This window comes from Limihaloglobus sulfuriphilus (genome assembly GCF_001999965.1).
Lineage (GTDB): Bacteria > Planctomycetota > Phycisphaerae > Sedimentisphaerales > Sedimentisphaeraceae > Limihaloglobus > Limihaloglobus sulfuriphilus.
In genome coordinates, this window is sequence record NZ_CP019646.1 from 577653 (window position 1) to 598429 (window position 20777).

A 20777-nucleotide genomic window follows, 5' to 3' on the forward strand; every position below is an offset into this window, starting at 1 on the left:
ATTGATGTTATTTATGCTAAGATGTTAGAGAGATTTTTAACATCAGTTTCTGTATTTAAGAAAGGTTTTATTTTATGAGAAAAAAACATTCACTGTTATTAGTTTTAACAGTAAGTCTCTTTTTTGCAATATTTTACGTCAGCTTAAGGGCGGATGCTGCCAACAGCGGCTCGCCGGCGGGCATAGCAGTTGTCTGCATCCCGGATGTAATAGATCAAAGCAGCTATGTTGATCAGATGCAGAATGGTGTAAATGAGCAGCGCGAGGCCAAGATAAAGCAGCTCGATAAATTCCAGGCTGACCTTCAGGCGATAAAAGCGGACATTGAAACCCGTAAACGGGGAAGTGATGATTATAATCGTCTGAAAAAAGATTATCTCCTTAAAGAGGCTGAAATGAAGGTTCAACGTGATATGCTTCAGGAAGAACTGATGGGACTTCAGCAGAAAGCAATGGAGCAGGTTTATGAGAAAATCTTAAAAACCGTCGCAAAAGTTGCTCAGCAGCAGGGCTATGAACTTGTCCTTGATAAGGATAAGGTTGAGTTTCCAGCCGCCAGCGCAAATGAAATGACGCTGACCATTCAAACTCACAAGGTACTCTATCATGCTGATTATATGGATATCACCTCTGAGATTATAGCCGAACTGGACAAATAATTATTTAAGTAAGCCTCTATGCAGCAATCTTTTACACTTAAAGAAATTGCCGAAATGACAGGTGGCAGACTAATTGCCCCATCCGGCGATGCCGCAATAAACCGTGTCAACTCAATTGATTCTGCCGGTTCTGACCAGATTACGTTCATAAGTGACATGAAATATCTGGATAATCTCCGTAAATCTTCTGCGGCAGCGGTTTTATCACCACAGCAGCTTGAAGATGTCAATATGGCACAAGTGGTTGTAAAGGACGTTAATGCTGCCCTGATAGCCGTGCTTGAGAAATTTGCCCCCAGCTTTGATATTACCCCTGGAATACATCCGTCCGCAGTTATAGATGCCGCGGCAAACATCAGCGATACTGCTGCCGTTGGCGCCAACACGTATATCGGTCCAAATGTGACTGTGGAGGAGAATGTCTTTATTGGACCAAATTGTTCAATAGTTGCTGATTGTTCGATAGGACGAGGCACAAAAATTGAACACAATATTGTCATGTATCCCCATGTTGTTATAGGGGAAAATTGTATTGTACAGTCAGGAACCGTTCTTGGTTCGTGCGGCTTTGGTTACAGACCGGTTGACAACATTCCCAGGCTTATACCGCATATCGGAGGTGTTATTATTGAGGATTACGTGGAAATAGGAGCGAACTGCTGCATTGACAGGGCCAAATTCGGCAATACAGTCATTGGATTCGGCAGTAAGCTAGACAATCTGATTCAGATAGCTCACAATGCGGTGATTGGCAAATGCTGCCTCATTACCGCCCAGTGCGGCCTTGCGGGTTCTTCGCGGCTTGGTGACGGCGTAATATTGGGCGGTCACAGCGGAGTTTCTGACAATGTAAGTGTAGGGAGCGGCTCTATGCTTGGAGCCAAGAGTGCGGTAGTCTCCGATATTGGCCCCGGCAGTAAGGTTATGGGGGTGCCGGCGGTTGATTCAAAGAGATTTTTCAGACGAATTGTCTCAACCGAACGTGTGCCGGAGTTAAGAAAACAGATTAAACAACTGGAAAAAAGGATCCAATCGCTTGAGAAAGCAGCGAACAATACAAAATGAAGTAACTGCTTCGGGTAAAGGTCTTTTCAGCGGAGTTGACGCTAAGATCACGTTTAAACCTGCGCCGCAAAACAAGGGCATAGTCTTTTTGCGAACAGATGTTGACCCGCCGGTTGCTATTTCGGCAACAGTTGATTCTCTGATAACCAAAGACAGGCGAACTGCCCTGGGCAAAGGTGAGCTTGTTGTTGAAATGACCGAACACTGCCTTGCCTCTGCCAGGGCTCTGCAGATAGACAATATGTACATTGAGATAACCGCCTTTGAGATGCCCGGTTTTGACGCCAGCAGTCTGGACTACTTCAAACTATTGAGGAAGGCGGGGATTTGCGAACAGAAAGCGGTACAGCCCAAGCTGGTTGTAAAAGAGCCGGTCTTTGTCTCGGAAGGTGACGCGACAATTTGCGCAATGCCGTCAATGTCTGAGAATCTTCATATAAATTATGATCTTGATTACACCCAGCATACGGGCATCGGCAGGCAGTTATATTCCTCGGATATTACAGAAATAAATTTTGAACGCAACCTTGCTGCTGCCAGAACTTTCCTTTTAGAGGCCGAAGCGCTTCAGTTTCAGGCTATGGGAATCGGAAAGCATCTTGGCCCCAAAGATATTCTCGTCATTAACTCTGACGGGCCTATAAAAAACTCATACCGTATGCCGGATGAGTGCGTAAAGCACAAAATGCTCGACCTTATCGGCGATTTGGCCCTGGTTGGCGTTCCTCTGGTGGCTAATATTGCCGCGTACAAGAGTGGCCATTCTCTGAACCAGAAGCTGGCTCTTAAACTGAGAAATCAGTATTTGCGACATATACAGATGGAGAAGACCGGCACAGACGCTTTGCTGGATATAAAGAGAATACAAAAAATTCTGCCCCACCGGTATCCGTTCCTGCTTGTTGATAAAGTTCTTGAGATTATCGGTGACCAGGAGATTGTCGGGCTTAAAAACGTAACTTACAACGAGCTCTTCTTTCAGGGGCATTTTCCCACAACACCAATAATGCCGGGAGTATTGATCGTTGAGGCCCTTGCTCAGATTTCAGGACTTCTGTTTGCTCAGCGGCTTGAAAACACCGGCAGGATCGCGGTGCTTTTGACAATGGATGGGGTGAAGATCAGGAAGCCGGTAGTCCCGGGAGACCAGCTCATACTCAGGGCCAAAACCAAAAAGGTTCGCAGCCGCACGGCACAGTGCCGGGCTGAAGCTTTTGTGGGCGACTCGGTTGTTGCTGAGGCGGAATTGAAATTTATGCTTATGGATGATTGATTTTTTATAATAAGAGGTGATTTTAGTAATGTCGGATACCATCATACATCCCACTGCTGTTGTTGAAGACAGTGCGGTTATCGGCAGCGGAACTGTTGTCGGGCCAAACTGTTATGTCGGCAGCAATGTCAAAATTGGAAACAACAATGAATTACAGGCAAATGCCGTCATTGGTGACGGTACCGTACTCGGAAACGGTAACCGCCTTTTCTCTAATTGTGTGATTGGCAGGGGGCCCCAGATTTTTGTTATGGACCCCAATGCCAAATATGGAAAACTTGAGATAGGCGACAATAATACTTTCCGCGAAAATTCTACCGTTCACCCAAGTATGCACGAAGGCGGCCTCACCAAAATAGGCAGCGGCAATTTTATAATGATAGGCGTGCATATTGGACATGACTGTATAATCGAAAACCAGATTGTGATGAGTAATTTCTCTCAGATTAGCGGCCACAGCAAGGTAGAAACCGGCGCATGGCTCAGCGGCATGGTAGTTACTCATCAATTTGTAACCATAGGCAAATGGTCTTATTGTACCGGCCTGACCGGAGTTAACAAAGACCTGCCGCCGTATCTGATCGGCAACGGCCATTATCCTTTTAGAGTACGTTCAGTAAATGAGAGAGGTATGAACCGCTCTGGACTCAATGAAGAAGAGAAAAAGGCCGTCTGGGACGCATTTAAATACCTTTACAGACAAAAGAGCGGCAGCGTTTTAAGCAGAGCAAAAGAACTCGCTGAAAAAGATAACCAGATTTGCGTCAAAGAGATCGTAGAGGCTGTGATTAACTCTTCAAAGCATAAGAACGGAAGGTACCTTGAAACCTTCAGATGATATGCTGCCTTTAAAAAAAGAGCAGTTAGAAACGGATATACTATGAATAAAATCAGAACCGCTGTTATTGGCGCGGGTAAAATGGGTAATTTCCATTCGCGTGTGTACACTAATCTTGAAACATGCAGTCTTGAGGCTATAGCTGATGTTAATATCAGGCGGGCCGAAGAACTCGCGGATAAATATCAAACACGTGCTGTTTCAGACCCAAAGAAGCTGATAGGCAAAGTCGATGCCGTTACCATATCTGCACCAACAATATATCACCTTGAGCTGGCAAAGCTGTTTATTGAAAACGGCATTTCTGTTCTCATTGAAAAGCCCCTTGCCGCCTCAGTTGAACAGGGCGAAGAGATTGTAAGGCTGGCCAAAGAAAACGATGTAGTTGTCGCTGTAGGGCACAGCGAGCGATGCAATCCGGTTGTGCAGGCTATGAAACGCCTTGAAATTGATCCCAAATTCATTGAGGTAAACCGAGTTAGCCCGTATCCTTTCCGCTCGACCGATATTGGAGTTGTTCTTGACGTAATGATACATGATATAGATATTATTCTATCACTTGCCAGGAGTTCGGTTACACGGGTGGACGCGACCGGAGTTAATGTTATTGGTGAGCATGAAGATGTCTGTAACGCACGAATTTATTTTGAAAACGGATGTGTTGCCAATGTTACGGCTTCGCGTCTGGCATTCAAGACTGAAAGGAAAGTTCGTGTCTTCAGCCGCCAGGCTTATTTAAGCCTCGACTTTTTCCGTAAAGAAGGGCTGGCTGTTACTGCCGCGGGAAATATAAATGTAATTGAGTGGATCAGAGAAAAACAGAAACAGGAAGATTTCGATTTCAGCGATGTCAACTGGGCTGAACTGCTGACAATAGAGCAGCTCGACATTGACGATAAAGAACCACTGAAAGTTGAGCAGGACGCATTTATAGCCGCTGTCAAAGACAGGTCTAAAAAACCTGAAGTTACAGGGGAAGATGGTTTGGCGGCTCTAAAATGCGCCCACATGATTCTGGAATCTATCCAGTCACATAAACTGATGGATTAGAGATTCAAAGAATTTGAATCAGGCTCTGTTTTGTTTAGAGATTCAATTTTTTCAATCAGCTTCGAATAATTTTCATCGCCGAGCAGCCTGAAAGTTTTATCCCTCCGGCCGTACATCAGTTTAAATTCCTTTTGGAAAAGCGTCTCGATCTCAAGGGCTTTTTTGTACTGTTTGTATGCCGCGGCCTCTCTGCCAAGTTTCTCGTAAACATTGCCCAGACGGTAACAGAATTCGGCCTTAGACGGATACAACTCCAGAGCTCTTTCAAGTGTTTCACAGGCCCGCTCAAGTGCACTAAGCTGCTCTGAGCCGGTTGTGTCATTTGCTCTCTGTTCATATACTGCCGCCAGATCATCTATAGGCTTAAAGTTTTCAGGGTTTTTCTCAACGGCTTTTTGGGAATAATCTGCCGCCGCATCTAAAAGTTCAACATCAGATTTGAAGTTATGCTGATATTCAGATAGAATACGTTTGCTCAGCATTGAATAGGGTTTTGATGAGAAGAAATCATACCTTGCTGAGCGTGTAATTGTCTTTTCTGCGGCATCCAGATGGTTTTTCTTAAGCCCTTTTCCGAGCAGGTCAAGGCTTGCGTAGTATTGCACCGCGACAAAACCTGCCATGCCGGCCGCAATCAGACAAAGCGGAACCAGTGCCTTGCCTGCCGCTGCCGGAATCGGTTTCTCTTCCGCAGTCTTACCGGTATTTCTCACGGCTGTCACACAGATAAGCATCCATGCATAGGTTATTCCGGGCTCGAAGAAGGCAAAATCAATGCTGTTATGTATTATTACAGCAATAAGAGCCGCAAAGGCCGCGTATGATAATTCGTCCGAATCTATATCTATTTCGCCCAGACGAATAATTAGAATCCCTGCTGCGGCAAACAAAACAGCCGGGAAAAGAAAAACGGTTACAAATATATAGCTCATCACTAAGGCATCGCCGGTAAAGGGTATCTGCGTCGTAACAAGTCTGAATATCATCGTCAAAACCGCTGTTGCGATAATTATTTTCTTAGACGCATTCCCTTTTTCGCCTTTTTCCTCAGGATAGCTTTCCCGCTGTTTCGGGCTTAAAGTTTTGTTAATGATTACCATAATAAGAAGCAGAAACCCTGTAAGTCCTATGATTCCGTATTGGCATAGAAAGCTCAGAAAAACATTATGAGGGTCTGAAACGGTTTCAATTGCGCCGGCATACTTATATTTCGGATAGACCTGTCCGTAGTTGCCCGGGCCAACTCCGGTGGGCCAGTGATCTTTAGCCATTTCAACGCTTGCATCCCAGTACCTCCAGCGTACATGCATTGAGTTGCCGCCGGGAAGACTGCCGTTTTTATACCCGTACGCGAACACCGCCGCCGCGGCAGCCAGAATCAGCAGCAGGCTTAAAAATACTGCCGGCCTGCGGTACGCCCCAAGCAGTCTCTTGTAACGGTAAAGGATCGCCAGAAGCAGAAATCCCGATACAATTGCCGCTGCCGCACCTTTACTGAAAGCCATTGCGAGCCCGCCCAAAAAGACCGCTGTAAGTATGCCCCAGAGAGGTTTAGCAGTTTTGATGTTGTTTTTAAATGAATAAACCAGTCCGCCAATGCTGATAAAGAGGCACATAATCAGATATGAGCTCACCGAATTGCTTGTACTGAAGAAGCCCTTGATATCCCTGGAATACAGGCGATGCTTGAACATCCACTCACTGATTGAGCCTTTTTCGATTCCAAACTGAGAGAGCATGGCATCAGGATTCTCTTCGTAGCTTTGAACCAGCATGTCATTGCTGGTAACAAGCTGGTTTGATTCTTCCCAGACGTTGACAACGCCGCCGGCCAGGATTAGAGCCAGAAGCAGCGGAACAAATCTTTTGCCGCAGAGACTGTACAAGACAATCCCAAAAGCAGCCCCGGAGAGCAGGTTCGTCCCCTGGGTAATGGCGGCTCGTTTGTCTGATGCGGCAAAGAAGCCCACAGCAAAAGCGGCGGCAATTATAAGAAAACTGATTTCGAGACCGGAAGAATGTAGTGATTTTTTTTTCACTATCTTGTGAATGGAACAGCCCATAAATATAATTATAACTGTACTGCTCATAATTTGCGCAATCGCATTCCAGGTTATCTTCCCCGGTCCGGAAATGACTTCTCCAGAGATACTTTCGGTATTCATGCACCGGAAGGTGAAAATCGCCGCCAGTATCGCGATAAGTGTATAAACCGCAAACTGGCCAAGATCAAATTTTTTATCCTGAAATTGATTCTTTTCCATTTGCCATTTCCAGAATTGCTATCAGACTTAATATCATTATTGTATGGGCAAAGATCAGTACAGACTCCACCAAACCGGCTTTGTAGAGAAATACAGCGCTTATGCTGGTGCATAATGTCGCCAGATAAAGTGTAAGGGCAACCTGCTTGTCGCTGAGTCCCCGCCGCTTGAGCCTGTGTGAAAAATGCTGGGTATCTCCCTGGAACGGGCTTCTGCCCTGGCTTATCCTCAGAAGAGTTACGCTGGCAAAATCGTACAGCGGCACTGCCATGATTATAAGCGGGATAAAAACCGCTGTCAGCGACACATCAGAGCCTTCTATAAAATAATCCGCCCGTATCGTAGCAAAAGCCATGAAATAACCAATGTACATAGATCCGCAATCACCCATGAATATTTTTGCAGGCGGGAAATTGAAAACCAGAAACCCTATCAGTGAACCGATGAATACCGATAATAGAAGTGAGAGGTGAATCTGGCCGCTTATAATAGTTGCCGTTAAGACTATTGATCCGGTAATAGCCGCAATGCCGGAGGTCAGGCCGTCCATGTTGTCAAGGAAGTTGAAAACATTTATGAACAGCACCAGCCATATTGCGGTAAGAAGTGTGGTTACAATTCTGCTTTCAATAAAAAGCTCAATCCTGGTGTCAGTGAAAAAAATACAAAGCAGTGCAGGTATAAACTGAAGAACCAGTTTGACCGGCGGCCGCGTATGTTTTATGTCATCGTAGAGGCCGATAACATGCAGCAGCAAACCGCAAATCGCAAATATAACTGCTGTGCGTATGCTCATCAAAGCTGTGTCGCTGCCGGCAGAAAAAACCGTTTCGAATACCACCGCGGCAGTGCCGAGGATTATCGAAGAGAAGACTATTGCTATGCCTCCCCCCAGTGCAACAGTCCTGGTATGATACCTGTCTTTCTGGGGGTGTGCGACGAAACCTTTCTTTTCGCAGGTTTTTCTGACTATATGGCTCAAAACAGCAGAAAAAATCAGCGCTGCCGCGGCAGAAATAAAACAAAATGTAATTGTTTTTTGCAAGTTATCGCCTCTTTGTCCATGCACCACACCTTTTAAGATGTGTCCAGGAATTTAAAAACTAAACGCTCAGCTCAGACTTTAATGAATCTATTGCCTTTACTGTATATTCAATAATTTCGGAAACTTCTACCTTGACCGCATCGCTCTCTCTGCGGAGTTTGACCTCAACCTTGTTTTCAGCGAGGGATTTGCGGCCGACGGTAATCCTCAACGGAATACCCAGCAGGTCTGCGTCATTGAACTTCACGCCCCCGCGGGCGTTTCTGTCGTCCAGAAGGCAGTCAATGCCCGCTTGGGTTAATTTATTATAAATGTCTTCCGAGGCGGCATTTTCTTCTTCTTTGCCGACTGGAACGATAATAACTTCGTACGGCGCGATTGAAACAGGCCATATTATGCCGTTATCATCGTTGCCCGTTTCAATTGCTGAAGCAAGTATCCGGTTTATGCCGATACCGTAACAGCCCATCAGCGGCGTCTGCTCCTTGCCGTTAACATCAAGGAAATTGCAGCCTAGTTTGCGGCAGTACTTACTGCCCAGCTTGAATACCTGTCCGACCTCGATGCCGCGTTTGAAGAGCAGTTTTTTCCCCTGCCAGGTGTCGCCTTCAACAGCATTGCGAACGTCGGTAACGGCAATTTTCTCGCCTTTCAGCGGAAAGTCCCTGCCTGGAACTACATTCTTTAAGTGGTAGTCTGTTTTGTTGGCACCGGTAATGCCCGCAGCCATCACGCTGACCGCCTGGTCGATGATCATGATATCGACTTTATCTTCAATCCCTGCCGGGCCTGCAAAGCCGACATCAGCGCCGGTTATTTCCTTTATTTTTTCCGGCTGGGCAAGCTCGTTTTGAATGCCGCCAAGCTGCTGAGTGATTTTTTCTTCATTTGCCTCATGGTCGCCGCGTAAAAGCACAGCAGCGGATTTTCCCTCAGCGGTTGTGTAGATAAGTGTTTTTATCATCTTTTCCGGGCTTGTTTTAAGAAAATCGCATACATCAGCGATCGTTCCAACGCCGGGGGTGTGAACCTCCTGTATTTGTTCAACCGGTTCGCCGGAAGGCTCTGCTTTTATTGGGTCAACCGGGGCCTTTTCGATATTTGCGGCAAAATCTCCGTCTTCTGTGTGGACGATAAGGTCTTCGCCCGATTCACAAGGAACCGTAAACTGGTGCGAACCGCTGCCGCCCATTTCGCCAGATTCTGCCAGGACAATTACAAACGGCACACCGCAGCGGATAAATACACGCTTGTAAGCCTCATACATAATCTGATAGCCTTCATCGAGTGATTCCGGCGTGTCATGGAAACTGTAGGCGTCTTTCATTATAAATTCACGTGAGCGGAGTACGCCAAACCGAGGCCGGAATTCATCACGGAACTTGAAGCTGATCTGATAAATGTTAAAGGGAAGCTGTTTATAAGAATTAAGCTCTCCTGCAACCAGATTGGTTACAACCTCTTCTGCCGTAGGAGCCAGAACATTCCAGCGGCCGTGGCGGTCTTTAAACCTGCACATGGTTTCCCCGTAGTCAACGTCGCGGCCGCTCTGCTGCCAGAGTTCCATCGGCTGAACGCTTGGAAGCAGTATTTCCTGTGCCCCGCAGCGGTTCATCTCTTCGCGGACGATATTCATAATCTTTTGAAGTATTTTCCAGCCCGCGGGCAGATAAGTGTATGTCCCGCTGGAAAGGCGCCTCATAAGTCCCGCACGTATCATGAGTTTATGGCTTGCCACCTCAGCATCTGAAGGAACTTCTTTTACTGTTGGCATAAAAGCTTTGCTGTATCTCATTGCAAATCCTTAAATTTAGTATAAGTTAAATATTCTGAATTCTAAGAGAGAGTTTATAATGTATTATCAAATTTTTGCAAGACAATTAGGCTTAAGGTTATTACAATAATACCCGGATAGAGCGTAAAAAGTTTTTGGATTTCAACAATGCTGAATGTTACTTTACCATTATCAAAAGATATTATAAGACAGCTGCACGCCGGAGACGAAGTTCTTCTTACGGGTACAGTTTATACGGCAAGAGACCAGGCACACAAGCGGCTGCATGAATGCCTTGCCGCCAAAGAGCCTCTGCCGTTTGAGCTGGAAGGTCAGCTGATTTACTATGTAGGGCCGACTCCGTCGAGGCCGGAGGCTGTTATCGGTGCCGCGGGCCCGACGACTTCTTCCAGAATGGATGCTTTTACACCCGAACTGCTCGAAAAGGGGCTTGCCGGGACAATAGGCAAAGGCTACCGCAGTCAGGAAGTCATTGATTCTCTCCAGAAAAACACCGCCGTGCATTTTTCCGCCTACGGAGGTGCCGGAGCCTTGCTTGGGCAGTGTATAAAATCATGTGAAGTAATTGCTTACGATGATTTAGGTACTGAGGCTATACGAAAAATATATGTGGAATCTTTTCCGGCAGTTGTCGCTTACGACTGTTATGGCCAAAATGTTTACCCTGAGCCATACTTTGGGGAGCCACAATGAACACCGCGGCAGTAATAAGCGTAGGAAATGAGTTGCTCAACGGGCGATGCCTCGATACTAACCAGAAATGGCTAAGCGGAAAGCTCGCCGCGATGGGGGTTATTGTACGGGGAGCATATACCTGCCCCGATGAGCTCGATACCGTAAGAGATCTGATCATAAATGTTTGCGGCAGCGTGGATTTTCTGTTAATAACAGGGGGGCTGGGGCCTACTGATGATGATATAACACGGGAGGCCGTAGCCGCGGCGGCAGGTGTCGATTTAGAATTCAATCAGGAGCTTTACAATGTTATAAAGGCGTATTTTGACCAACGCGGGCTGGTTATGTCTGAAAAAAACCGGTGCCAGGCGTATCTCCCTGCTGGTTCCGCGGCTATACCTAATCCTGTTGGTACCGCCCCCGGGGTTCTGGCGGAAATATCTGGCACTTTGGTTGCCTCTATGCCGGGGGTTCCCGCGGAAATGTATAATATGTTCACAGGTTACATGGAAGCAATAATATCAAAAAAACTCACAGGCCATACCGTAACACGGCTTGTTAAGTGCATGGGAATCGGAGAATCCGTCATGGCGGAAATGCTTGGCGACAAGATGCTGCGAGACAGGATGCCCTTAATAAACTGTACCGTAAGTGACGGAATAATAACACTATACATACAAGCAACTGCCGGCTCAAAGAAAGAGGCTGATGAGCAGGCAGAAAAAGAAGCGAAGGAAATACGGCAGATTTTGAAACCGTGGATTTTTTCAGAATCCCAGGACGGTCCGGTGGAGGTGCTTATCAGAGAATTGTCTCGCCGCGGCGAAATGCTCTCGTTGGCAGAATCGTGTACCGGCGGGCTTATCGCAAAAATGATAACTGATGTTCCTGGTTCAAGCTCCATTCTTGACAGGGCATGGGTAACGTACAGCAACGAATCAAAAATAGAAGAGTTGGGTGTAAGCTCTTCAATATTAGAGAGATATGGTGCCGTGAGCTCTGAAACCGCAAAGCAGATGGCACTCGGGGCGCTGAAAAACAGCAGGGCCTCCGTTGCAGCCGCGGTTACAGGCATAGCCGGACCGGCAGGGGGCACTGATGTTAAGCCTGTGGGAACTGTTTATGCGGCAATGGCTTATAAAACTAAATGCTCCGTAAAGAAACTGTTCTATCCGCAGGGAAGAGAAGTTTGCAGAAACAGAACCGCTCAAAGTGTTCTGTTGATGCTCTTAAATGATTATCTTCACGTTTTGAATCAGCGGTGAAATTAAATTTGTTTACCTGATATACAATTTTGTTATGAAAAATCTTATTCCGTTCTATGGACATTCACTATAATATTGATAGAATGACAATTCTTAACATGCTAATCACTAATTATTAAGGATATTATGGCCAGACGAAGAATAGGCGAAATACTATATAAACGCGGTCTTGTAGATAAAAACAATCTTGCAAAAGCTGTCAAAAAGGCTCGCGATGAACACAGCCTAACCGGTGAAGTTCTTGTTGCTATGGGTGTTGTCAGCGAGGATGATGTGGCAAGGGCCTTAGCCAAACAGTTTGGAATGCGTTATGTTGATATTGATGATATTAAAATACCCGACAAGTATGCCAAACTTCTGCCCGATGATATTCTTCAAAGGCATCAGGTGATCCCATTTGGTGAAGAAGCGGGAAAACTCAAACTTATTATAAACAATCCTCTTGATCTTGATACTCAGGATTTGATCCGTTTTCGTCTCGGCAAGGACCTTGAATGTTATCTGGCAGCTCCGGCGAAAATATCCAATCATATTTCAAAGCTGACAGATGCTGTAAGAGGCAGTATTGACCAGACTACCGAAGAGCTCCAGGAAGAAGGAAAGGCGATCGAAAAAGAGCTCGAAAAGGTCGCTGAGGGTGAGATTGAGGACGACGGCCCTGTTATACGGCTTACTAATCTCATTATCGATGAAGCGGTTAATATGGGTGCCAGTGATATTCATATTGAAGCAATGAGCGATCGGGTCAGGCTCCGCTACAGGATTGACGGTGTCTGCTTAGAACGGGATTCAATCCCCAAAAATATGCAGTCTCCGCTGATAGCGCGCATGAAAATTCTATCTGGAATGGATATTGCCGAACGCAGGGTGCCCCAGGATGGACGTATCAAAAGAACTGTAAAAGGAATGGATATTGACTTCCGTGTTTCATGTCTCCCCGGTTATCACGGCCCGAGTATCGTACTTCGTATATTGCGGCCTGATAATGTCAATATTGGTATCCAGGCTCTGGGTTTCGAGGGCGAGCTGTTTGACCGTTTCCAGCATATTATCAAGAGGCCCAACGGCATCTTTCTTGTTACAGGCCCAACGGGTTCCGGTAAAACAACTACACTTTATTCCGCGCTTAAGGAGCTTAACAGGCCCGATAAGAAAATAATCACTGCCGAGGATCCTGTGGAGTATATGGTACCCGGTATTAACCAGTGCCAGGTAAATTCTGAGATCGATTTTACTTTTTCAAAGATTCTTCGTTCAATGCTGCGTCAGGCTCCCAATATCATACTGGTTGGTGAAATTCGTGATGGTGAGGTAGCTGATATTGCTATACAGGCGGCTCTGACAGGGCACCTGGTTTTCAGCACGCTTCATACCAATGACGCCCCAAGTGCCATAGCCCGTCTTATTGATATGGGTGTTAAGCCCTTCCTCGTTGCCAGCTCGATTCAGGCCGTTATGGCTCAGCGTCTCGTTAGGCGTATATGCAGCGAGTGCAAGGAGGTTTATGAAAATCCGGATAAAAGATTTCTCAATCTGGTTGGTATAACCGAGCAGGATATGGAGAAGCATACCATTTACAGAGGCGCCGGCTGCTCACGCTGCAACGGTACCGGCTATAAAGGCCGTATGGCAATTTTTGAGCTTATGGAGATGAACAACAAACTCAGAGAGCTATCTTTCAACAGAGAACCTACCCAGAGAATACGCAAGGCCGCGCTTGCCAGCGGAATGCGGGGACTTGTTGACGACGGCAGGGATAAAGTCTTCAGGGGGTTCACAACACCTGAAGAAGTTGCCAGAGTAGCTCAGATTGAAGAAGTTCAGTTTTAATACATTATAATCTATAATATATATAATAGGAATTATACAAAATGGCTACAATTCAAATTGACAGATTGCTTGACGCCTGTATTCGAATGGGCGGTTCGGATATCCACATTGTTGTCGGCAGACCGCCGGTTATTCGTATCGGCGGCAGTTTGAAGTCTCTCGAGACAAAAGTGCTTGATGCTGATGATACTGTGGCACTTATGAAAAGTATAACCCCCGAGAAGAACCAGCAGGAGCTCCAGGAGGGCGGTACTACAGACTTCGGTTTTGCCTTTGGCGATTACGGCCGTTTCCGTGTGGCTGTTTTCAGGCAAAAGGGCTTTGTGTCAATGGTATTGAGGCTGATTCCCTCTAAGTTCCTTAGTTTTGATACTATCGGACTGCCAAAGCCGATCGCCGGGCTTTGCCGGCGTCCCCGCGGGCTTTTTCTTGTTACAGGGCCGACCGGTTCTGGTAAAACGACTACGCTTGCCAGTATGATTAACTATATTAATGAAACAGTAGATAGGCATATTATCACTGTCGAAGAGCCGATTGAGTACTACCACGACCATAAACGTTCAGTTATAAACCAGCGTGAGGTTGGTCTTGACGTTCCAACCTTCTCCGAGGCACTCAGGCGTTCCCTGCGTCAGGACCCTGATGTAATTCTCGTTGGTGAGCTTCGTGACCTGGAAACGATGGAAGCGGCCATAAGTGCCGCGGAAACCGGCCACTTAGTATTTGGAACGCTGCATACAACAGGCTGTCAGGGTACTGTAAACCGTATTATTGACGCGTTCCCCGCCAACCAGCAGGAGATGATACGTATCCAGCTCAGTACAAACCTAATAGCCGTATTGAGCCAGACACTTTGCCCGCTTAAGGCCGGAAAGGGCCGTGTTGCAGCCTATGAGTTTATGATTGTTACCTCCGCTATATCTAACCTTATTCGAGAGAACAAAACATACCGTATTGAGTCAACTATCCAGACAAGCCGTAACCTTGGCATGAGACTTCTTGACGACCACCTCTATGAGCTTTATCAGGCACAGAAAATTTCTGTTCTGGAAGTACTCGACAAGGCACGAAACCCAGCGGACATGCTCGCCAAAGTGAAATCTGAATTCCCCAACGATCCGGATCTTGCCGACATTGGACCTGTTCTTGGAGAGATGCAGGGACTTGATCTTGAGTGATTTTGTCTTTGGCTTTCATTTGCTTTGTATCAAGTTTTGCTGCAAATCTTAAAAGGTAAGTCTTTATTGGTAATATGGTTAATATATAAGCCGTGTATCAGTCTTGAAAACCATGTGTCTAACATGTAAAATTATTTGAACAAATAGTTTATATCACTACTATATAAATAATAATCGTAATCGACAAATCACATTACGGAGTCAGCGATGAGCAAAATGCCGTCACTATCACAATTAAGAGGCCGACAGGTAGGCCGGATACTTATAAAGATGGGGCTTTTAACCCGTCAGAAGGTACAGCATTGCCTTGAAGTTCAGCAGAATCAGGAAGGCAAAAGGATAGGTGAAATCTTTCTTGAGTTGGGCCTTATAAGCGACGCTGATCTCAGGAAAGCCTTAGCGGCTCAAAGAGGGATGGATTTTACAGACATTACAGGAATGGATATACCCTCAGATGTTATTTCCGCGATTCCTTCTCAAATGGCGCGTACTTTTCGCGTAGTGCCCATTGATTATGACCCTGCGACACAGAAGATCACCATTGCGATTGACAACCCAAATAACTTTCAGGCGACAGATGATCTGGCGACTTTAATGGATTATAATGTAACTGCAATCGTGACAACAACTTCGGCTCTAGAGCAGGCTTTTGAACGCTATTACTCCGGTAATGAAGATAATATCAATGACATTATTGGAGAGGCATCTGCGGACAGTTTTCTTGCCGGTATGGAAGGGCGTGATCAAAGTATCGACCTTGATGAAATCCGCGAACTTGCCGAATCCAACCCAGTTAAGAAACTGCTCAACCTCGTATTGCTGCAGGCGATACGCGACAAAGCCGCTGATATCCATTTTGAACCGTTCGAGGAAAGTTATCAGCTAAGGTACCGTATTGACGGTGTCTTATATAATATGGTTCCCCCGCCCAAGCATATTGCAGTGGCGCTGAGTTCACGTATTAAAGTTATGGCAGAGCTCAATATCGCCGAGAGACGATTGCCGCAGGACGGGCGAATCCCGCTCGTTGTAAACGGCAACCAGGTTGATTTGCGTGTAAGTATTTTGCCCACTATGTTCGGCGAGAGTGTGGTACTTCGTATTCTTGACCGGAGTCAGGTTGACCTGAACCTCGACCAGCTCGGACTCAGCTCCGACAATCGTGAGCATATCAGCCAGCTTATCCACAGACCTAACGGCATCGTACTGGTTACCGGCCCAACAGGCTGCGGCAAGACGACGACACTTTACTCTGCCCTTCACGAGCTCAATACTATCGACCGTAAACTGATCACCACCGAAGACCCTGTTGAGTATGACATTCAGGGTGTACACCAGGTGCAGATCCGTGATGATATCGGTCTCAGTTTCGCGGCGTGTCTTCGTTCTATCCTTCGTCAGGACCCGGATATCATTCTTGTAGGTGAGATTCGTGACTTCCAGACTGCACAGATATCTGTAGAGGCTGCACTTACAGGCCACCTGGTACTCAGTACGCTCCATACGAATGATGCCCCGAGTGTTATTGCCCGTCTGCTTGATTTGGGGCTGGAGAAATTCCTTGTAACAGCAACTGTTGAGGGGGTAGTGGCACAGAGGCTTGTCAGAAAGATATGCAGCAACTGTAAAAGAGAGTACGAACCGGATGAAAAACAGCTTGCTGAACTGGGTCTGACTCCCGAAGATATTCAGGGTAAGACGTTTTATTATGGAAAAGGCTGCGACATGTGCAACAACACCGGCTACAGGGGGCGAGTCGGAATATTTGAGATTATGGTTCTTACCGATGACATGCGTGAGCTGATAATGGATGACGCTTCGACTAACGTCCTGCGCCAGGAGGCAAAGAAAAACGGGATGGTTCAGCTGCGTGAAAATGGCCTTGACGCAATTTTTAATGGAATAACAACGATTGATGAGGTCTTGAAAGAGACCATTTCAGAAGAAACTTAAGAAGCGATGTTTGAAAACAATATTAACAGCTTACAAATACAGCCTCAGGGCTGGTTATTCAGCCAATAAAGGGCACTTTTAACGTGTTCTAAGAAACTCGTTAAGGAGATTCTATTATGCCAGTTTTTCAATATGATGCATTAGATGCTAACGGCAAGCCGGTTAAGGGTGAGATTGAAGCCCTTACGAGCAAGGAAGCCAGCAGTAAGATCAGAAACCAGGGCTACTTCCCGACAGCGGTAAAGGCCAAGGGCGGCAGCAAAAAGGTCGCTGTATCTACCGGTACACGCAGGTCTCGCCCGGGTGCTAACAGGAAGGTGAAGATCAAAGTCGTAACCCAGTTCGCCCGCCAGCTGAGTATTCTCCAGGATGCGGGACTTTCCGTTCTGCGTTCTTTGAGAATCCTTCAGGAACAGCAGAAAAAGGGCAAATTCCGCAATATACTCGGATATGTTGCCGAGGACATTGAGGCCGGTTCTACGCTTTCTGAGGCGATGGCCCGTTATCCAAGGTGTTTTGACAACCTCTTTAGCAACATGGTTGCCGCCGGCGAGGTCGGCGGTGTTCTCGACATTATTCTTAACCGTGTTGCCGACTTCATGGAGAAAGCTGAAAAGCTCAAAGCGCGTATCAAGGGTGCTATGATTTACCCTGCGGTGGTTTTATTCGCCGCGATGGTGATCCTGCTTGGTCTTATGATTTTTATCATCCCGACTTTTGCCGAGGTTTTGACAGACATGACCGACGGCGGAGCGCGTCTTCCCGGGCTTACCCTTGCGTTGATGAGCTTCAGTGACTGGATACTTAACGGGTTTGGTTTCCCCGGCGGCGGTGCTGTAGTAATTCTTGTTGCACCGTTTGTGCTTGTTTTCACCTTAAAATTCTTAAGGCGGTTCAAATTCATGAGATATCTCTTTGACCGCATTAAGCTCAAGATGCCCATTATCGGCAAACTTACTTATCTGGTCGCGGTTGCCCGCTGGACAAGAACGCTTGGAACCCTTATCAGTGCCGGCGTGCCGATTCTGGAAGCTATCAATATTACAAGGGATACTTCAGGTAATGAGGTCTATGCCCGTATGCTTGACAGGGTGCACATGGCTATCCGCCAGGGCGACACGTTTGCAAATCCTTTGAAACAGTCAAAAACAGTTGATACGCTTGTGGTTAACATGATTGACGTTGGCGAGGAGACCGGTGAAATTGATAAAATGATGTATAAAATCGCGGACAACTATGATGAACAGGTTGATGTTCTTGTTGGTTCGCTTATGTCGCTGCTTGAGCCGGTTATGATTATTGTGCTCGGCGGCATTGTTGGTGTTATCGTACTGGCAATGTTCCTGCCGATGGTTACGATCATCACAAGTCTTATGTAAAAATTAAGAATTAAGAATTAGGAATTAAGAATTCAAAAATATAAACGACTGTTATCATAAAAGTTGAAAGGATATTTCAATGAACAAGTTCAATCAGACAAAAGGTTTTACAATTGTTGAGCTGCTGACTGTGATGTCAGTAATAGCCATCCTTATGGGATTGCTTGTGCCGGCATTGCAGGAAGTGCGGCGTGTTGCCCTGGAAACAAAACAAAAGGCTCAGTTCCATGCTATTGATGTGGCGATTGAGATTTTCCACAGCGATGAGGAGGAATATCCCTCGTCCACCAGTAAAGATGATGTTACCGTAGGAAACGGTGGCATCGTTACAGGCGCTCACAGGTTGACCGAGGCCCTTGTCGGCCGCGACCTTCAGGGTTATGACCCGATGCTTTCCTGGGATGTTAATACCTGGCAGGACACTCTTGATTCTGACCGAAGTCGCCAGCGGAGGAAAGGCCCCTATCTGAATCTGGAAAACGTGGGCGCTTTTGACGCATCGTATCTTTACGATAATATGACCGGTGATTTGTATGCGGACGGATATGACGGCGACAACCCCTCGCCGCTGCTCTCGGACGCTTTCCGCAGGAAGAAAATCCAGATACTCGATCCTAATACCGGTAATGTGAAAACCACTGTCAAATCCGGTTCGCCTATCCTGTATTTTAAGGCAAACAGAAGCGGCAGCGAGTTTATATACGACGAAGCTCCGGGTGATAATCAGGAAGCCATGCGGGACGGCTGGGTTTACAACTACTATGACAATGAAGCGTTCTTCTACTGCGGCACGGTTAAAGATCCTCAGTTGACGGGCGTTCACCCGTTTGAGACTCCGGAAAACTTCTACGAGGCTATATGGAATCCGCAGATTACTACTCTGGAAGACGGGATGCCTTATAATAGAGATACTTATATCCTGCTCTCTGCCGGCTATGATCTGCAGTTTGGAACTGCCGATGACATCTGGAACTTCGGCAACGAATAATATTCGCTCAGGTTTATACTTTCATGAACACGCACTGCAAAACAGCTTTTTCCCTCGTCGAGGTTTTTGTCGCGATGGCAATTATCGTCATTGCCGCTGTTCTGTTTATGCCTGTGGCGGATAAGCTGGGCGACAGCAACGCGGAAAAGACTACGGATATGACGCTGGCAGTGCTGGATTCGGCTCTTGAGAAGTATTTTGAAACCGGCAAACGCCTATATTCGCCGGCCGATCAACAGGAATATATAGATTTCTATTCAAAGCATCGCTTCCCGTTCGACTGCCGCGACCATGTCGAAGCTGCTGATACTGACCCTCAGCGTTGGAATGAGGATGACGATGTAACTAATGTTTTAAATCTGCAAGACTGCGAGGACATTCTCGGCATAAAAATAGAGTATTTCCCCGCGTCTATTCTTGACGGCTCGGATGAGTTCATAAATGTTATGCTCTGCCTTCAGTTGTGGCTGGTTCCCGAGTGCAGGGAAATACTTGAAACGCTGCCGTCCAAATGTATTGAACGCAGTTTTGGCGGCGAGATAATCGAGCCTGATATCGACGAAGAGCCGGCGGCAATCTATTTGATAACGGACGGCTGGGGCAAGCCGCTGGATTACTGGTATGACGGCAGAATGAGCTTTCCGCTGCTGCGATCTGCAGGGCCGGACGGCGAGTTTGACACTGATGACGACATTTATAAATAAAAATTTATTATGGAGATCACAGAGAATAAAAAGTGAATATGTGATAAGCAATAATGGGAACTGAAATACAAGCAAAATTTAACGAGATCCAGGAAGTTGCCGGCAGAGTTGGCCAGGCGTCAAACGCTCAGGCAGTTGTGCTTTTTGGTTCTCATGCGCGTGGTGATTGGGGTAAATACAGTGATGTAGATATACTCGTCATCGCAAAGACAGATTTGCCGTATTTCAGGAGAACCAGAAGCCTTTGCAACATCTTACGGGACTTTTCATTTCCGGTAGATCTGCTTGTTTATACTCCGCAGGAATATCGGAAATTGAAAGCAGATAAAACATCAATTGCCTATCGGGCTTCCAAAGACGGAAAGATACTGTATGGAAACCTTTGAAGCAGCAAAAAAGTGGTTCGACAAAGCGGCAAATGATATGAAGGCCGTTGAGATAATACTAAAAGCTGAAGGTGAAGTTCCCTATGATGTGGTATGTTTTCATTGCCAGCAGGCGGCGGAAAAACTGCTCAAGGGTTACATGACAAATATAGAGTGTGAGTTTCCTTTTACTCACAACCTTACAATGCTTTCCGGCTCTCTTGCCAGATTTAAAGGCGAGAGCGGGATTGAAAGGATGTTCATTTATTTTGATATACTTGAACCCTATTCCGTTGCTGCCAGGTATCCGGGAGATATCAGCGTTCCAGGCAGAGAAGATGCTTTAGAGGCTGAGATGGCCATAACAGAGATATTTAACTGGATTGAGGGTGAACTACCCGAGTTCTTTTAATAATGAATTCTGCAATTTAAAGACCAGAGGAAAATATAA

Annotated in this window: 18 protein-coding genes; 15 read left to right on the forward strand and 3 right to left on the reverse strand. The window is 46.3% G+C overall.

The window, feature by feature from the left end:
* Nucleotides 1-74: 74 nt before the first annotated feature.
* Genes SMSP2_RS02200 through SMSP2_RS02220 form a run of 5 tightly spaced genes read left to right on the forward strand, consistent with a single transcriptional unit; the run spans nucleotide 75 to nucleotide 4885 of the window.
* Nucleotides 75-659 (forward strand): OmpH/Skp family outer membrane protein, encoded by a 585-nt coding sequence (locus tag SMSP2_RS02200; RefSeq protein WP_146682393.1) that lies wholly within the window; start codon nucleotides 75-77, stop codon nucleotides 657-659.
* An 18-nt stretch (nucleotides 660-677) separates the two neighbouring features.
* Nucleotides 678-1724, forward strand: coding sequence for a UDP-3-O-(3-hydroxymyristoyl)glucosamine N-acyltransferase (lpxD, locus tag SMSP2_RS02205; RefSeq protein WP_146682394.1), 1047 nt, complete (start codon nucleotides 678-680; stop codon nucleotides 1722-1724).
* Nucleotides 1696-2997 (forward strand): UDP-3-O-acyl-N-acetylglucosamine deacetylase, encoded by a 1302-nt coding sequence (lpxC, locus tag SMSP2_RS02210; protein ID WP_146682395.1) that lies wholly within the window; start codon nucleotides 1696-1698, stop codon nucleotides 2995-2997. Before lpxD ends, lpxC begins: the two co-directional genes overlap by 29 nt.
* 28 nt (nucleotides 2998-3025) lie before the next feature.
* Nucleotides 3026-3835 carry an acyl-ACP--UDP-N-acetylglucosamine O-acyltransferase gene (gene lpxA / locus SMSP2_RS02215; protein ID WP_146682396.1) on the forward strand — a complete coding sequence of 270 codons (810 nt, stop codon included), beginning with the start codon at nucleotides 3026-3028 and terminating at the stop codon, nucleotides 3833-3835.
* Nucleotides 3836-3877: 42 nt separating this feature from the next.
* A complete protein-coding gene (locus SMSP2_RS02220) occupies nucleotides 3878-4885 on the forward strand; it encodes a Gfo/Idh/MocA family protein (protein ID WP_146682397.1) in 1008 nt (335 codons plus the stop codon).
* On the opposite strand, the gene SMSP2_RS02225 is transcribed toward SMSP2_RS02220, so the two are convergent.
* Genes SMSP2_RS02225 through SMSP2_RS02235 form a run of 3 tightly spaced genes read right to left on the reverse strand, consistent with a single transcriptional unit; the run spans nucleotide 4882 to nucleotide 9989 of the window.
* Nucleotides 4882-7149 carry an O-antigen ligase family protein gene (locus SMSP2_RS02225; RefSeq protein WP_146682398.1) on the reverse strand — a complete coding sequence of 756 codons (2268 nt, stop codon included), beginning with the start codon at nucleotides 7147-7149 and terminating at the stop codon, nucleotides 4882-4884. The two genes, SMSP2_RS02220 and SMSP2_RS02225, sit on opposite strands and share 4 nt — an antisense overlap.
* A complete protein-coding gene (locus tag SMSP2_RS02230) occupies nucleotides 7124-8194 on the reverse strand; it encodes an MraY family glycosyltransferase (RefSeq protein ID WP_146682399.1) in 1071 nt (356 codons plus the stop codon). The genes SMSP2_RS02225 and SMSP2_RS02230 overlap by 26 nt, the downstream gene beginning before the upstream one ends.
* Before the next feature lie 58 nt (nucleotides 8195-8252).
* Nucleotides 8253-9989, reverse strand: a complete 1737-nt coding sequence (locus SMSP2_RS02235; protein ID WP_146682400.1) for a proline--tRNA ligase — start codon at nucleotides 9987-9989, stop codon at nucleotides 8253-8255.
* Between the two features lie 147 nt (nucleotides 9990-10136).
* Between SMSP2_RS02235 and SMSP2_RS02240 the strand changes: the two genes are divergently transcribed.
* From SMSP2_RS02240 to SMSP2_RS02285, 10 genes are all read left to right on the forward strand, one after another.
* Complete coding sequence (locus SMSP2_RS02240; RefSeq protein ID WP_146682401.1) at nucleotides 10137-10682, forward strand: Fe-S-containing hydro-lyase; 546 nt, start codon at nucleotides 10137-10139, stop codon at nucleotides 10680-10682.
* Nucleotides 10679-11929, forward strand: coding sequence for a CinA family nicotinamide mononucleotide deamidase-related protein (locus SMSP2_RS02245; RefSeq protein WP_146682402.1), 1251 nt, complete (start codon nucleotides 10679-10681; stop codon nucleotides 11927-11929). Before SMSP2_RS02240 ends, SMSP2_RS02245 begins: the two co-directional genes overlap by 4 nt.
* Before the next feature lie 126 nt (nucleotides 11930-12055).
* Nucleotides 12056-13759: a GspE/PulE family protein gene (locus SMSP2_RS02250; protein ID WP_146682403.1), complete on the forward strand. Its 1704-nt coding sequence runs from the start codon at nucleotides 12056-12058 to the stop codon at nucleotides 13757-13759.
* 41 nt (nucleotides 13760-13800) lie between these two features.
* Nucleotides 13801-14937, forward strand: a complete 1137-nt coding sequence (locus tag SMSP2_RS02255; RefSeq protein ID WP_146682404.1) for a type IV pilus twitching motility protein PilT — start codon at nucleotides 13801-13803, stop codon at nucleotides 14935-14937.
* A gap of 207 nt (nucleotides 14938-15144) precedes the next feature.
* Complete coding sequence (locus SMSP2_RS02260) at nucleotides 15145-16890, forward strand: GspE/PulE family protein (protein WP_222566388.1); 1746 nt, start codon at nucleotides 15145-15147, stop codon at nucleotides 16888-16890.
* A 116-nt stretch (nucleotides 16891-17006) separates the two neighbouring features.
* Entirely contained in the window at nucleotides 17007-18269 is a 1263-nt protein-coding gene (locus tag SMSP2_RS02265; RefSeq protein WP_146682405.1) for a type II secretion system F family protein, read from the forward strand.
* A 79-nt stretch (nucleotides 18270-18348) separates the two neighbouring features.
* Complete coding sequence (locus SMSP2_RS02270; protein ID WP_146682406.1) at nucleotides 18349-19257, forward strand: type II secretion system protein; 909 nt, start codon at nucleotides 18349-18351, stop codon at nucleotides 19255-19257.
* A 23-nt stretch (nucleotides 19258-19280) separates the two neighbouring features.
* On the forward strand, nucleotides 19281-19961 hold the full coding sequence (locus SMSP2_RS02275) for a type II secretion system protein (protein WP_146682407.1): 681 nt from the start codon (nucleotides 19281-19283) through the stop codon (nucleotides 19959-19961).
* A 53-nt stretch (nucleotides 19962-20014) separates the two neighbouring features.
* Nucleotides 20015-20347 carry a nucleotidyltransferase domain-containing protein gene (locus SMSP2_RS02280; RefSeq protein ID WP_146682408.1) on the forward strand — a complete coding sequence of 111 codons (333 nt, stop codon included), beginning with the start codon at nucleotides 20015-20017 and terminating at the stop codon, nucleotides 20345-20347.
* Nucleotides 20334-20738 carry a HEPN domain-containing protein gene (locus SMSP2_RS02285; protein ID WP_146682409.1) on the forward strand — a complete coding sequence of 135 codons (405 nt, stop codon included), beginning with the start codon at nucleotides 20334-20336 and terminating at the stop codon, nucleotides 20736-20738. Before SMSP2_RS02280 ends, SMSP2_RS02285 begins: the two co-directional genes overlap by 14 nt.
* The last annotated feature ends 39 nt before the right edge of the window (nucleotides 20739-20777 follow it).